We start from the raw sequence: 14,033 nt of genomic DNA on the forward strand, positions 1-14,033 counted from the left end.
ATGTTCCTCCGAGCTGGTCAGGGGTGCGGGGTCAGCAGGACCTTGATCGGGCGTTCCGGGCCCGGGTGCTGGATCGCCTCCAGGGCGCGGGCGAGTTCGCCCAGGGGGTAGCGGTGGCGGGTCAGGAGGTCGGCCCAGGCGCCGCCCGCTTCCAGGAGCGTGAGAGCGTCACGGAAGTCGTCGCGACCGCCGGCCCGGCAGTACGAGAAGGAGCCGCGCAGGGTGACCGAGCGGCGGAAGAGATCGCGGAGCGGGACCGAGAGGGTGATACCGGGGGCGTAGGCGTTCTGGACGAGGACCGTTCCCCCGTCCCGTACTGCTGCGGCGGCCTGGCGCAGCGCGGTGTCGTCCTGCCCGGTAGCGGCGTCCACCACCGCGTCGCACGGCGGCAGGGCGCCGTGGTGGATGGTGAGGCCGGGCCCGGCGACGGCGGCGTTCAACTGCTCGAGCCGTGCGGTGGAGCGGACCGCGAGGTGGACGTCCCAGCCCGCGGCCACGGCGCAGGCCGCAGTGCAGATTCCCAGCGCTCCCGAGCCGATGACGCCGAGCCGCCCGTGCGGGGCGGGCAGGCCGCAGCGGACGCCGTGCACGGCCACCGCCATGGGATCGGCCAGCACCCCGTGCGCCGGGTCGCGCAGGGCAGGTAGTTTCACCACGCTGGATTCCGGCACCCGCACCACGTCGGCGAATCCACCGGGGAGATCCCAGCCGATCCGTCGAAGGTCACGGCACAACTGCGGCCGTCCGCTCCGGCAGTCCCCGCACCGCGTGCATCCGATCAGCGGGTCGACGACGACCCAGTCGCCCGACCTCGTGTCCGTGCCGACGATCTCGTGTCCCGGGAACCAGGGCACGGGCACCGGCCCGGGCCAGGCCGGAGAAAGCTTGGGCAGGTCACTGCCGCAGACACCCGCGTACGCGACCTGGACGGCGATGTCTCCATGGGGCAGGGAAGCGGACCTGACGGGTGCGTCCGCGAGTTCCGGCGTTCCGCCGAGAATCCTCCATGCACGTGCTGGCGCGCTCATACGGTTCCCCCTTCTGGCTGTGCCCTTCCCGGGCGGTTGCTGAGGCCGGGATCAGAGAAGCGGCTGGAGCAGGGGTGATGCGATGTCAGGCAGCTTGGAAATGCTGATGAAATCGGCGCCTTGGCCACCCATTTCCAGCTCTCTGGGCCTGTCGCCGTAGGTGAGCGGGCCGCTACCGTCGAGGCAGAGAATTCGGCGCGGCTACGGCGCGGGGGTCCCCATGGGCAAGCCGAACGACACCTTCCGGCGCGTACGCGAGAAGGAATGGCAGATGGGCCGCCGCGAGGCCGCCGAGTTCCTCGTGAAGCAGTCGATCGAGTATGGCGAACCGGTCCACTGCGTCACCCGGACGATCGCCACCTGGGAGGACGGCACCACCGCCTGCCCCTCCCCGCAGTACCGGCGTCTGCTGCACCGGGTCACTGGCCGGACCGTCGCCGAGCTCGGGTTCACTCTGCCCGCCCCGCGAACGGCCGGGCGTACGACGGAAGGCGAGGATGAGGACATGCGGCGACGCACCATGCTCCTGGGAACCGGCGCCGCACTGCTGGCCGCCACCCAGCCCGCGCGCGGCGGACCCGCCCTCGGCGGTGACCACCTCCAGCTGCTACGCGACGCCGAGCACGCCCTCTACACCGAGGACCGCGATCACGGCTCCGCCGAGCTCGGACGCCAGGCCACCACCACGCTCAACACCGCGTACGTCTGGCTGAGGCAGGGCCGCTACAGCGAACCCATGGGTCGTCGCCTGCACTCCGCCACTGGCAACCTCTCCGTCGCCGCCGGATGGCTCGCCCTCGACTCCGGCCGCCCCCACGACGCTCGCTCCCACTACACCGAGGCCCTCGCGTCCGCCCGCCAGGCCGACGACCCCGGGCTCGAAGCCCACGCCTTCGCCTGCCTGTCCCTCCTCGCCCACGCCACCGGCCGGCCCCGCGAAGCCGTCACCACCGCCCAGGTCGCCCAGCGTCTCGTCGTCCCGCTCGGCTCCCCCCGCTGGCTCTCCCTCCTCGCCATGCGCGAGGCCCGCGGCTGGGCCCTCCAAGGCGACCGCACCCTGACCGAGCAGGCCCTCGTCCAGGCGCACCACCTCTACGCCCAGGGACCGCGCGATACGGACCCCGGCTGGCTCGCCTTCTACGTCCCCGCCGAACTCGCCGGCCTCGAATCCCTCTGCCGCGCCGACCTCGGCCAGCACGAGCGCGCCGCCGGCGGAGCCGAACAGGCCGTGATGCTCTTCGCCGGCGGCCACCCCCGCAACCGGGCCCTCTACACCGCCGACATCGCCCTCCACCACGCCCGCAAGAACACCCCGGACCTCGACGCCGCCGCCGACGCCGCACACCGCACCCTCGGCTACCTGCCCGACGTCCGCTCCGAACGGCTCCTGCGCTCCCTGCGCGACATCGCCGGAACCCTCCAGCCCCACCACAACACTCGCGCCGTCGCGGGATACCTCGACACCTACCGCGCCGCCGTCCCCGCGGCCTGAAGGGACCGCCGATGCCCGACTCCCTGACCCTGCGCCGCTACGGCGCCGGCGACGTCGACCTCCTCCTCGACACCCTCGTCGACACCTGGGCCGACGCCCATGCCGAACACCCCGACGTTGCCGACGCCGGCTTCACCCCCGACGCCCTGCGCCGTCAGATCCTCGGGCACGCCCGCCGCGACGACTTCACCCTCATCGCCGCCTACACCGACGGCCACCTCGTCGGCTACGGCTACGGCTTCCGCTGTACCCCCGCCTACTGGTACGGCGAAGCCCTCCTCGCCCACATCACCCCCGAAGACGCCCGCACCACCGACTCCCTCGCCGGAATCTGCGAACTCGCGGTACGCCCCGGCTGGCAAGGCCACGGCATCGGCACCCAAATCCACCACGCCCTCCTCGAGGCACTGCGCCCCCAGTGGGTCTCCCTCCTCGCCATGCCCGGCGCCCCCGCCCAACACCTCTACCGCCAACTCGGCTACCAGTACGCCGGCCCCTACAAAGCAGGCCCGGACGGACCCGAACTCGACCTGCTGCTCCTGCGTGCTGGTCCCTGAAACCGGCTCGCTGACGGATCCTTTGACGCCTAGCGCCGTCCGTATGGGGCAGGCCACACGCCCGTGCCGGGGTGGGGTGATGTGTTGATCTCAGCAATGGCCATAGGGTCGGGACCATGCTCATTGCGAACGTGTCCCCCAGGACGATGGCGAAGACGACCGACACGGCGTGGCTCAGTCACGCCCTGATGGAGTCCGATGCCGCGTACGAGATCGAGGGGTACGACGCGGACCACTCCATGCAGTTCTGGGACTGGTCGAAGCAGGCACCGTTCGACTTCGAAGTCCACAAGAAGGCGACCGCGCAGTTCCACGAGGAGTTCGTCCCGACGCCGGGCCGGCTGAGCATCGTGGACTGCGGGCACGCCGAGAACCACCCCCACATCACCGACAGCGTGCTGCGCGTCGCGGACCTGGTGATCCTGCACATGTCCCCGACCCAGGCGGACTGGCTCCGGGTGAGCAAGCCCCCGGAGGCCACTCCGTTCCAGGACATCATCCGCAGGGCCGGTCTCTTCCGCTCCAGCGGCAAGCCCCCGGAGACGTGGGTGCTACTCAACCGCACCGTCACCAACGCCTCCTCTACGGCGCACTACCGCGGCGAGCTGGAGGCCACGGGCTGGAACGTGTTCACCACCGTCATCCCCCGCGCCGAGATGTTCGCCCTGTCGATGAACTTCCCCGTCATCGGGGCGAAGAAGAGCGCCTTCGGCGCGCTGGTGACCGAGATGACCGAGCGGGGGCTGCTGCCGTGAGCCAGTACATGAAGCTCATGAAGAAGCAGCAGGCGGAGCGCCTCGCGAAGGAACAGCAGGCTGCCCAGGACTCCGCCGTTGCGACGGTTCCCGGTCCCAGCGCGGAGCCGACCCCCGCCCGGCCTAACGCGGCCATCGAGGCGCCGGCATACCGGCCGCAGCCCTTCACCCCCGACCTGATCCCCGAGCCGAAGGAGATCGAGGCCGAGGGGAACCTGACCCCGGAGGAGAGCGCCGATCTCGCGAACTGCGAGAAGGCTTTCGCCTACGCGGACCAGGCCGAGTGGATGCGCGGCAAGGCCGCGCACGCGGTCCGGTCGCGTCGGCTGTACCGAGCCGACGGCCGGCTGTGGCCGGACTACTGCGAGGAGGTCCTCGGAGAGTCCGAGTCCGAGGTCAACCGGCGCATCCAGCAGTGGCAGCTGGCCCGCGAGGTCTCCCAGCTCTGGACCCGCCCGACGCCGGCATCTCATCTCCAGGCCCTGCTCCCGGCCGTGGAGGCGTACGGCGAGGAGCAGCTCGCCCGCGGATACGTTGAGCTGCGGGGGTGGGCGGCCGAGAACGGAATGAGGATCACCGCCGCCGATCTCACCGGGTGGGTGAAGAAGGCCCGGTCCGCGGTGAGATCGAAGACCCCGCCGCCGGCGCTGACCGCCCAGACCCTGACTCAGGTGCGTGAGGACCTCCAGCGCCAGTCCGAGCTGACCGCGAGCCGGCGGGCGGCTCCGACTCCTGCGCGGGACGCGTCCGTGCCCGCGGACGGCAGCGAAGAATCGACACCCAAAAACATTAGTTCAATGTTGAATCACCCAAATTTGGGTGATTCAACATTGAACGAAATGGTTGAGGTTCAGACCCCGTCGCACGACGGCGACGGGGTCGGGGAAGAACGCGCCATCCGGGCATGGAGCGTTCTGGAGGGCATGGCCGAAGGCATGGTCACCGCCGGGGTCTTGCAGGGTGCGAGCACCGCAACCCTCCAGGAGATCGAGCGGACCGCCCGCAGGCTGGCCGATGCTGCCGCGGAGATCCTCAAGAATCGGTAACTCCGGCAGAGACTCACACCAAGATCGGGGCCACCCAAATCCGGGTGGCCCCGATTCGCCTTCTATCGCGGAGATGATCCGGCGCAATCCGAGGATCGGGCTGACCCGCTCCTGCAGGGAGTGGATCATCGGTGCCATGACCCTGCACGCGCGCGACACCGTCACGGGGCAGCTCGTCACACTGACCGCGGACCCGGGCAGCGCGGACCTTTTTGCCCCCGGCCCAGTTTCCTCCGGCCGGTACCGCTGCATGAGCTGCGGAGAATCCGTGGGACTCTCCCGCCGAAGCGGCCCTCACTCGTCCTACGCCCCTCGCTTCTCCCACGGCCACAGCTCCGAGGCGCAGCCCGACGGATGCCCGGCACGGGCCGGTGTCCAGCGGGAGGTCGAGGCGGACCTCCAGGTCGTCATCGACCTCCGGGACCACCTGGCGAAGGCGTGGCCCGGCGCACACACCCTCATCGAGTGCCCCGAGCCGCAGCTCCCCGGCGAACCTTCGCCGCCGGCCGTGATCGTCGCGACGGAAGGCGGCCAGACCATCGTCATCGAGTGCCCACGCGGGCCGCTCGATGAACACGGCGTCCAGCGCCGGGTGAACGCCGTGCGGGCACGGTACGGATCCGGCGCCGCCCACGTCTGGTTCTTCACCGAGGACGAGCACCACTTCCGCCAGGGCGGCCTCCGGGACAAGACCGTATGGCCCGCGGGCGCTCCCGCGTCCGTGCGGCACATGCGGGTGCGGCCCACCCAGCAGCACCTCCAGATCGTCGCCTTGGGCGGCTCCGTCTACTGGATCAACGGGGCCACGGTCTACATCCCCTACGGCGGCCATGAGCACGTACATGCGATCAAGGCCGGAGAAGACTGGGGTGGCGACGTCGCCTGGCGCCGCCGCGACTGGAAGATCAGCCACCCCCGCCCGCTGCCGGGAGCGCAGTGGTGGGGCCTCGTCCCCATCGGCCTCTCCTCGCTCCGGGCGAACCGAGTGGGATTCCATCCTGCCGAGGCGCACGAGATCATGGAACGGCTCGAGCGGTCCCAAGGGGCTCGGTGGGCCACCGCCCGCCGGCTCGCCCGAGAGCGAGACGAAGTTCTCCGCCAGCCCCCTCCCGCTGAAGCGGTTCCTGTGCTGACCCCGGCGCCCAGGCCGGTCGTACCGCCCCCTGCGCCAGCTGAGCCCGCCGTCACGACAGGGGCTCTGCCGGAGCGGCCCGAGCCGGTTCGGCAGCCTCCCGTGATTCCGCCGGTGCCGGTGCACGCGCCCTACGTTCCGCCGGTCCCGCTGCCGCAGCCACGCGGGCCGCTCTCCCGGCTGCGGCAGTGGATGCAGCGCAAACGCTGACCCGCGCGTGCCGAAGCGGATGCCGCCGAGAGGGTGTTCACCCGGCGGCAGCCCTTCCGGTGGGACACAAAGTGGCTCCGGCGTATCCGCCGGAGCCACTCGGGCCGCCTCGTACGCGGGCCTGTCTTTGAAACCCTCGACCTGGAGCTGCTAGTCCTTCTTCTTCGGGGTGCGCTGGGAGTGGGCCGCGATCCCGCCGGCCACGTTGTTCGGGGCTTTCTGGGTGCCGATGCTGCCGCCGCCGCGGGGGGTGTTGCCGCGGTCGGCGTGGGTGCTGATGCCGCGCTGGACGCCGGCGGCGGCGGATCCGCCACCGCCGGTAACGGCGCCTGCGGCGGAGCGCACGGTCCGGCCGACGGCCATGGAGGCTTTGACGCCGTCGCCGATGCCGGGGGTTTTCCAGATGAGCTGGACGGCGACGAGTACGGCGATGACGGTGACGGCCAGGCCGACGGCGATGTTGTTGTGGTCCGGGCTGGTCTGGAGGGCGGAGGCCAGGCCCACGATGATGACGATGACGGGCTCGACCATGATGAGAGCGACCATCACTCCCGCCCATCGGCGGACTTTGCCCCACCAGTCCCTGGAGACGAGTCCGGAGTACACCACGACGGACAGCAGTGCGCCGACGTACAGGCCGAGGTCGCGCAGGAGCAGCAGGACCCACAGGGCGCCGCAGAGGGCGATGGTGGCGAGGGAGGCGAGCAGCCGGATGATGGGGCCGCCGCCGATCTTCCCGGCTTCGAGGTCGGCGCCGAGGGAGTCGAAGACGTTCGTGGTTCCGTTGCCGAGGGCGCTGGAGAGGACGTCGGTTACGGAGCCGACCGCGGCGATCACCACGTAGAGGACGAGCGGGGTGAAGGCGGAGGCGAGCACGGCGAGCCAGAGGAGCCCTACGGCTTCGGACATCGCGGTGGCCATCGGTACGCCGCGGATCGCGCGCTTGGCGACGGCGAGGAGCCACAGGGTCAACACGAGGACCGTGGAGGCGGCGAACACCACCGCGTACTGCGCGAGGAAGCTGCTGTTCGTCAGGTCGACGCTGCTCCCGCCGGCGACGACCTTGCCGAGCTCGGTAGAAGTCCAGTGGGCGGCCTTGGCCACCGAGTCAGCGAGAGCGCTGAGCGGGTCCAGGGTGGTGCCGTCGGTGGGCGGGGCGACGGGGACCAGGCCGCCGGTGGACCCTCCGGTGGGGGGTCGGTTGCAGGCGACCGAGCCAGGTCCCGTGACGAGGTCGCACGGATCGTCGAGGGGCAGCATCAGACCCTCCGGCGGGTGTTGGTGATGGTGTGCGGGTGCACGGGGGTCCCCCCTAGGTCGGTCACGGTCAGTACAGGGTGCGGCGGGCGAGACGGAGCTGGGTCGCGGTGGTGACCGCAGCCTGGCCGGCCGAGTGGAGCGCGGCCGCGGACCGGGCGGTGTGCGGGGCACGCGGGTCGAGAGCGGCGGCCATCTGCTGGAGGGCCGTGGCGATCGCGTCGGCGACACGGGTCAGGTCCTCGGCGGCCTGGCGCACGGCGTGCGGGTGGCCCCACTCGGCCCGGCCGTCGCGGACCTCGCGGACAAGCCGGTCGAGGCAGTCGGCGGCCACGCGGGCGTGCCCAGCTGGATTATTCGGGGTCACAGGGCCTCCAGCCGGGGGGTCGAGATCTGCTGTGGTTGCTGTGTCATCGCAGGTCACCATGTGGATTCGTGGTGTGGCAGGGCTGCCACACAGCCACACCAAACAGTGCTCCGAACCACGATGGTGACGCACCATAACCACGTCGTGCCAGGCCGCGTCCACAGCAGAACCACATCACGCCACTGCCCGGAGAACGTCGGCCAGGCAATAGACCATGGGGCGGTCGGGAAGGTCGGTACGGCGGATCGAGGCCACAGTCAGGCCGGCCTTCTTCAGCTCGACCTGAAGGAGCGCCCCGACCCGAGTCCGCTCGTTCTTCGTACCGCGCCACCGTCCCCAGACAGCTGGATCAGATGCGACCAGGAACTCGGTGAGCTGAGCGAGGGTCAAAAGCTCGGGGTTGCTGTGCGTAGCGAACGCGGCGAGCAGCTGTTGGGCGATCAGGGGGTAGGAAGCCGCCTGCTGGCTGCCCGGTGCGGGTGCTGCCGGTGGCGGGGGCGGTGCGGGGTCGAGGGTGGGCCGGCCCGCGGCGAGGCGTTCCTTGGTACGGCGGGCGGCCTCGTCCGGGGGCAGCGGGGAGACGTAGCGCAGGACCGGGTCCCGGTGCCGGGGGGTGATGCAGTAGAACCGGCCGGCGTCCGCGGGGAAGTCTTTCTCCGGGGAGGGCACCAGCAGGTGCGGCAGCCAGCCCTGGGAGACGGCGTCCTTGCGGCCGACTACGAGGGGGACGTCCTCGACGCGGCAGGGCATCATGATCCGCACTCCGGGGACACCGGCGATGGCATCGCCGAGGGTGTCCTCGGTGGCGTCCTGCGTGATGATCACCTCGGTGATCATCGCCTCCCGGCCCAGGCGCAGCAGTTCGACCGCCAGCTTCTTGCCCTGCTTGGTCAGCTTGGGGTACTCCTCGACGACCGCGAGGATCGCCGGGTCCTCGAAGGTAGGAATCCACATGTCCTGGGTGGGCGGCATGGAAGCGATCCGCCGAAGAGCCCGGTCCAGGAGCGACTGCAGAACGGCCTCGGATTCCTCCGGGGTCCGCGCGGTCATCACGGCCAGGGGTGCCAGGGCCTTCAGTCCGCGCTTGGCCGGGTCGATGTCGACCACTACGGCGTCGTGGCAGGCCGTGACGTACTCGGCGATCGTCTGGACCATGGCGGTCTTGCCACCGCCGGTGTCCGCCACGATGATCACGTGCTGTCCGGCCAGGACGACCGGTGTCGCCTCGCCCTCCAGCGACATACCGAGGCTGAGCGGGTTCAGGATGGAGCACGAGAGCGGCGGCCGCTGCGGGTAGGGCAGCGGGTTGGCGAACGGGTCCCGGGTGAGGACCCTGAGGTCGACCAGGGCGGCATCTTCCGGGTCGGACGCCTGCGCCAGGAGGCGGGACTCCCCCACGCGCAGGGTCGTGGCCACCTGCTTGAGCACGTTGATGAGCTGGCCGGCGGTGCCGGACTCGAGGACGAGCGGCACCTTCCACCCGTAGGTCGTCGGTTCCGGTACGAGTACCTCGGCGACGGCGGCCTTGTGCTTCTTGAGCGCCCGGCGGACCGCTTCCCGTGCCGCCCGCGGGTCGTTGCCGGCTTCCCGGATCGCGAACGGCTCCGGCTCCAGGTCTGCTTCGGCGAGCTGCGTGTGCGCGGGCGGCCGGGGCGGCACGAACAGCAGCCGCGGTACGGGCGGCCGCCGCCGGGTCGGGCGTCGCCCTGCCGACCACGCCATGAGGGTCAGGATCAAGGCGGCGCCGACCGCGACCACGAAGGCCGCGAACGAGGAGAGCGACCACAAGCCGATCCAGAGGGCGAGCAGCGCGGTGATGGTGAAGAAGGCCGTGGTGTGACGGCGGGAGCGGAGCCGGCCGCGAGCGTCCGACAGCATCTGCGGGGTGACCTCTAGATGGCGGAACTCCTGCTGGGAGATGCGCATCCGCAGGCCAGCCCACTGCATCATCCGGTAGGCGATCATCGGGGAGGCACCCATGCCGCCTCCGTATCCCCCGTAGCCGCCTGCGCCGCCCCGGCGGTGCCGTTGGCGCTGCGCGTTCATCTGCATCATCTGGGACTGCCGCTGGAACTTCTGCTGCTGCTGGAGCAGCCCGATGTTCTGCTGCACCTCGCCCTTGTGGCGCTGCTGGAAGCGCTGCCACGTACGGAACTGGTCGTTCAGGACCCGGTGCGCGATGTGGTTGTCGCTCTGGTCCTCGGTTCGCCACCAGCGTCCGTACTCGGCCCGCAGGTGTGCGAATCCCGCTCTCAGCCCCCGGTTGCCGGTGTACCCCGTTGTCGCCACTGTTCTTCCCCTGGATCAGATGGTGCCGAGCAGCATGTTGCCGACGGTGTTGCCGCTGGTGCGGATGAGGCCGAGGGCCATGCCGATGAGGCCGGCGGAGGCGCCCAGCCAGACGCCTACGAGCGCGCCTCGCAGGAGTGGGGACTTGAGGTCGTAGCGGCCAGACTTGATCAGACCGGCGTACAGGGCGAGGAGGCACAGGCCGGCGATCGCGCCGCCGACGCCGACCTTCTCGCCGCCGGTGGTCGGCGGGTGCTGGCCAGCTGCCGCGACCGCGCCGGTCGCGCCTTCGAGCGCGTAGGTGCCGATGCCGTCGCCGAGCGCGGCCGCGGTGCCGCCCATCGTGCCGAGGATGCCGCCGCCGAGCAGCAGGAGCGCGGCGATGGCGACGCCGGCGATGAAGTGGATGGGAGGCGTGGGGTCGCCGCCGCGCCACCGGCCGATTTGGTAGAAGAGGAAGACGAGTCCGAGCGCGACCGCGCCGAGTCCTCCGGCCGTAGCCCCCACGTCGTTCATTTCATGCTCCAGTCAGCCAGTTGAGTACCGCGCCGCCGGCCAGGCGGATCACGGCGATGACGAAGGACCAGGCGGCGACGGCGACGAGCAGGCGCAGCACGTAGCCGATGTAGCGGGCGCGCCAGGCCCGGACGGTGAGATGGGCCAGGCCCCGCAGGATCTGCGCGAGCAGTGCGGCGAGCCAGTCGCCGAGCGGCAGCAGCATCACCGCACCGAAGAGGAGCCCGACCAGCAGCACGGCGCCGAGCGGCGCGAGGAACCCGTTCTCGGCTATGTAGCCGGTCATCGAGGCGACGCCGCTCTGCCCGCGCCAGGTCACCAGCAGCGCGATCCCGATCGCGGGCAGGTTGTACTTCAGGCCGAGCCAGGCCAGGTCGAGGCCGCGCCAGCCCTGCTCGGCGGCGGTCGGCGGCGGGGCCGGTATGTGCGCGGCGACGGCTTCACCGATCGTCACGCCGATTTCCCAGGCAGCTTCGCGCACTTCATGGCCCGGCCCCTGCTCCTGGCTGGCCCAGTCCTCGCGCGGGTCCGCGGTGCGCCACCAGTCCACCTCGGCGACAGGTTCGGGGGCCGGGGTGTAGGCCGGCTGCCCTTCGTAGCTGTACCCGTCGGGGGTGGCGGGCGAGTACGGATACGACGATCCGTAGCCGTCGGCGACGTCGTCGGGGACGCTTGCGGGCGGGTACTCGGGGCGGGGTGGCGGCACCCGGGGCGCGACCGGATACGGTCCGCCTTCCGCCGGGTCCCACCCGGCGCTCTGGCCGTCTGTCATCAGCGCCCCCTCGGTCTGCTGGGACCGGCGCCTTCTTCCCCGCGCTCACCAGCGGTCGCATGTCGCGCCGGTTCGATCACCACGCGTAAATCTATGGCGCTGGGACGGAGCAGACACAGGACTTACATCAGCCAACTCCCGCAGCTCACAGCCCATATGCAGTGCGTACCGGCGTGAACACGGAGATTTGGGGCTCCGTGGAGTGCCGAGACGTCACCCGCCCGTGGCACCGCTGTCGCAGCGTGAGGGGACTCAGCCCTCAAGCCGTACGAGGAGCGGTGCGGCGTGCTCCCCCCGAACGGAGGTCAGCGACAGCACGGCGTGGCCGGGCGGCACCGCGTGGGCGAGGTCGGAGGCCGACCAGCGTTCGCGTTCCTCCTGGCGCAGGGTGACGGCGTCAACGGTGACGGCCTTGCCCGAGACCAGCTTGCGGAAGGAGTGGATGGCCCGGGTCAGGGGCTGGTCGGCGAACACCTCCCGGTGGCTGACGGTGCGGGTCTCCACCCACTCGGTTCCCCACGTCTCGGCGAAGCGCTTGCCGTCCCAGGTGGTCACCCCGGCGAAGGACATCCGGCAGCCGACCGCGCCGAGCAGCGGGGTCCGCAGCTCTTCGGGCACCACGTCGAGGCTGTGCAGCGCGAGGAGCACGCCGGCGTTGGCGGACCGCAGGCGCTGGATACCGCGCACGGATGCGGAGGTGAGGATGTGGGCGGCGTCGTCGAAGGCGATGAACGCGAACAGCGAACGGTCGGTGCGCGCGGCGACGGAGGCGTTGAACTGGGCGAGCAGGAGGCGGGCCAGCATCCGGGAGGCGTCCGTGTGGGAGCGCTCGGGCAGGTCGATACGGACACGGAGCGGGTGCTCGAGGGCTCGCAGAGAGAAGGGCCGGCCCGCGCCGGTGGTGTCGAAGAAGCCGTGGAAGACGGGCCGGTCCAGCAGCGCGATCCGGTTGCCGAGCAGCGGGGCGAGGTCACCAGGGCCGCCATGCTGGCGCGCTCGGGAGTCGAGCTCGCGGAGCATGTGCTGCTGCCCGCTCGCCTCCAGTGCATCGCGCAGCGAAGCCAGTGCGGCGGGCACGTGATCGAGGAGCTCGCGCAGTTCCGGAACGGTGGGGAACCGCGTGTAGGCGGCCCTGAACGGCCCCAGGAGCTGTGCCAGGATGGTCGCGGCCTGGCGGACATCGACGGTGGGGACGTCGCCGACGAAGGCTTCCGCGAGGAACGTCGCGGCCTCGTCGGCGTCGGTGGTGCCGCCGTAGAGGTCGAGGTCGTAGACCGTGTTCGGGTCCCCGATGCGGACCACCACGTCGTACGCGCCGTCCGGCCCGAGCTGCGCGCCGGCGGAGGCGACGGTGACGACGGCGGCCTGCCCGGCCAGCGCCTGCAGGGCGAGCGATTCGACCACCGGGCGGATCAGCCGGGTCGTCTTCCCGGTCCCGGACGGGCCGACGGCCAGCAGGGACGTGCCCAGCACGCCGGGGTCGAGCGCGATCGAGGTACCGCGGCGCCCGTAGGGGTTGCGCTCCCCCGCGTCGGCGGTGCCGAGGAGGACCTGGCGGGCCAGCAGGTCGTGCCGGGCGGAGCGGACCGGCAGGTCCCGCGCCCCGGAGGGGTGCACACACGCGGCTGCGCCCTTGGAGCGCACGGAGTGGACGAAGGCGGTCATCTTCGAGGGGTCGGCCTTGACCGCCTCCCACGCGCGGCGGATCCGGGTGTAGTCGACGTCGTTCATCCGCCCGGCCGCCGCCTCAGCCGCCAGGAGGTCCGCGAGATCGGTGAGGCCGGCGGCGCGCAGCTGCGGCCAGGCGGCCAAGTCCTCCGCACCGGTTCCTTCCGCGGCGCGCGGGGCTGGGACCGCGGGCGGTGTGGCCGGTCCGGAGGGGCGGCCCGTGATGCGGCGCAGCAGTTCTGGCCAGCGGCCTAGGCGGCCGAAGCCGACGACGAAGGCGGCCAGGACGATGGCGTACCAGAGGTAGACGGTGACGACGGCGGCGTAGGTGCCCGCCCACGACTCCGGTGTGAACCAGTACAGCGGCCACAACCACCACGGCCCCAGGTAGCCGTTCCACATCATCGAACCGAGCATCAGGCCCGCCACGAGCGAGATCAGCGCCCCGGTGATCAGCTGCCGGGTCGGGGTGACCTCCGGGGCCGTCTCCGGCCGCGGCACGTATCCGTACGTCCACACCCCGGGGCCGTCGGAGGTGCGGGGCACGCGTAGCCAGTCCGCGACCGTCGGCCCGCTGCCAGCCGGTGCGTGCACCGGCTTCGGGGGGTGCCCGGGTACAGGCCCCGATGGCCGCGGGATCCCTGCCCCGTTCGTCGTCCCCGCCCGCTTCGTGCCGTCGGCATCCATCCGTACCCCCAGTGCTAGCTGCGGCGCTCAATGTAGTGGGCCGCGGCTGTGCTGCTCTGTCTGGCGGGGATGTACCGGCGGAAAGCGAGGGGAGCAACACACCTGCAGGGCCTTGGGCATGACGGAGGGGAGCCCTTGATCGGGGTGACTCCCCTCCAGCGTGCCGCCGGGTCAGTACGCGGCGTCGGTGTCCGTGCCCTTGCCTGCTTGGGGTAGAACAGCGGTGAGGCCCGCAGCGATTCGAGCGCTGCGGGCCT

Annotated in this window: 12 protein-coding genes; 5 read left to right on the forward strand and 7 right to left on the reverse strand. The window is 71.2% G+C overall.

All coding sequences use genetic code 11. The annotated features are described in order from the left end of the window. Nucleotides 1-17 precede the first annotated feature (17 nt). Nucleotides 18-1,028, reverse strand: coding sequence for a zinc-dependent alcohol dehydrogenase (locus ACTVZO_RS41540; RefSeq protein ID WP_443303788.1), 1,011 nt, complete (start codon nt 1,026-1,028; stop codon nt 18-20). Between the two features lie 220 nt (nt 1,029-1,248). Between ACTVZO_RS41540 and ACTVZO_RS41545 the strand changes: the two genes are divergently transcribed. The 5 genes from ACTVZO_RS41545 (at nt 1,249) to ACTVZO_RS41565 (ending at nt 6,220) form a co-directional block, all read left to right on the forward strand. Further along, nucleotides 1,249-2,520, forward strand: a complete 1,272-nt coding sequence (locus tag ACTVZO_RS41545; RefSeq protein ID WP_443303789.1) for a hypothetical protein — start codon at nt 1,249-1,251, stop codon at nt 2,518-2,520. A gap of 11 nt (nt 2,521-2,531) precedes the next feature. Further along, entirely contained in the window at nt 2,532-3,077 is a 546-nt protein-coding gene (locus tag ACTVZO_RS41550) for a GNAT family N-acetyltransferase (RefSeq protein ID WP_443303790.1), read from the forward strand. Nucleotides 3,078-3,193: 116 nt separating this feature from the next. Further along, on the forward strand, nt 3,194-3,832 hold the full coding sequence (locus ACTVZO_RS41555) for a ParA family protein (protein WP_443303791.1): 639 nt from the start codon (nt 3,194-3,196) through the stop codon (nt 3,830-3,832). Next, nucleotides 3,829-4,878 carry a hypothetical protein gene (locus ACTVZO_RS41560; protein ID WP_443303792.1) on the forward strand — a complete coding sequence of 350 codons (1,050 nt, stop codon included), beginning with the start codon at nt 3,829-3,831 and terminating at the stop codon, nt 4,876-4,878. The genes ACTVZO_RS41555 and ACTVZO_RS41560 overlap by 4 nt, the downstream gene beginning before the upstream one ends. 136 nt (nt 4,879-5,014) lie before the next feature. Continuing rightward, the gene (locus ACTVZO_RS41565; RefSeq protein ID WP_443303793.1) at nt 5,015-6,220 is read left to right on the forward strand and encodes a hypothetical protein; all 1,206 of its coding nucleotides are present in this window, start codon (nt 5,015-5,017) and stop codon (nt 6,218-6,220) included. A 150-nt stretch (nt 6,221-6,370) separates the two neighbouring features. Here ACTVZO_RS41565 and ACTVZO_RS41570 read toward each other — a convergent pair whose 3' ends face one another. The 6 genes from ACTVZO_RS41570 to ACTVZO_RS41595 all read right to left on the reverse strand — a co-directional run bounded on the left by ACTVZO_RS41570 (nt 6,371) and on the right by ACTVZO_RS41595 (nt 13,776). Continuing rightward, the gene (locus ACTVZO_RS41570; RefSeq protein ID WP_399455936.1) at nt 6,371-7,480 is read right to left on the reverse strand and encodes a hypothetical protein; all 1,110 of its coding nucleotides are present in this window, start codon (nt 7,478-7,480) and stop codon (nt 6,371-6,373) included. A gap of 67 nt (nt 7,481-7,547) precedes the next feature. Continuing rightward, nucleotides 7,548-7,844: a hypothetical protein gene (locus tag ACTVZO_RS41575; protein WP_443303794.1), complete on the reverse strand. Its 297-nt coding sequence runs from the start codon at nt 7,842-7,844 to the stop codon at nt 7,548-7,550. A gap of 174 nt (nt 7,845-8,018) precedes the next feature. Beyond that, a complete protein-coding gene (locus ACTVZO_RS41580) occupies nt 8,019-10,133 on the reverse strand; it encodes a hypothetical protein (RefSeq protein ID WP_443303795.1) in 2,115 nt (704 codons plus the stop codon). Between the two features lie 15 nt (nt 10,134-10,148). Continuing rightward, nucleotides 10,149-10,649: a hypothetical protein gene (locus ACTVZO_RS41585; RefSeq protein ID WP_443303796.1), complete on the reverse strand. Its 501-nt coding sequence runs from the start codon at nt 10,647-10,649 to the stop codon at nt 10,149-10,151. Between the two features lies 1 nt (nt 10,650). Then, nucleotides 10,651-11,421 (reverse strand): hypothetical protein, encoded by a 771-nt coding sequence (locus tag ACTVZO_RS41590; protein WP_443303797.1) that lies wholly within the window; start codon nt 11,419-11,421, stop codon nt 10,651-10,653. Nucleotides 11,422-11,673: 252 nt separating this feature from the next. Further along, the gene (locus ACTVZO_RS41595; protein ID WP_443303798.1) at nt 11,674-13,776 is read right to left on the reverse strand and encodes an ATP-binding protein; all 2,103 of its coding nucleotides are present in this window, start codon (nt 13,774-13,776) and stop codon (nt 11,674-11,676) included. Nucleotides 13,777-14,033: the final 257 nt, after the last annotated feature.

The sequence above is a fragment of the Streptomyces sp. IBSNAI002 genome (assembly GCF_052244475.1).
Classification (GTDB): domain Bacteria; phylum Actinomycetota; class Actinomycetes; order Streptomycetales; family Streptomycetaceae; genus Streptomyces.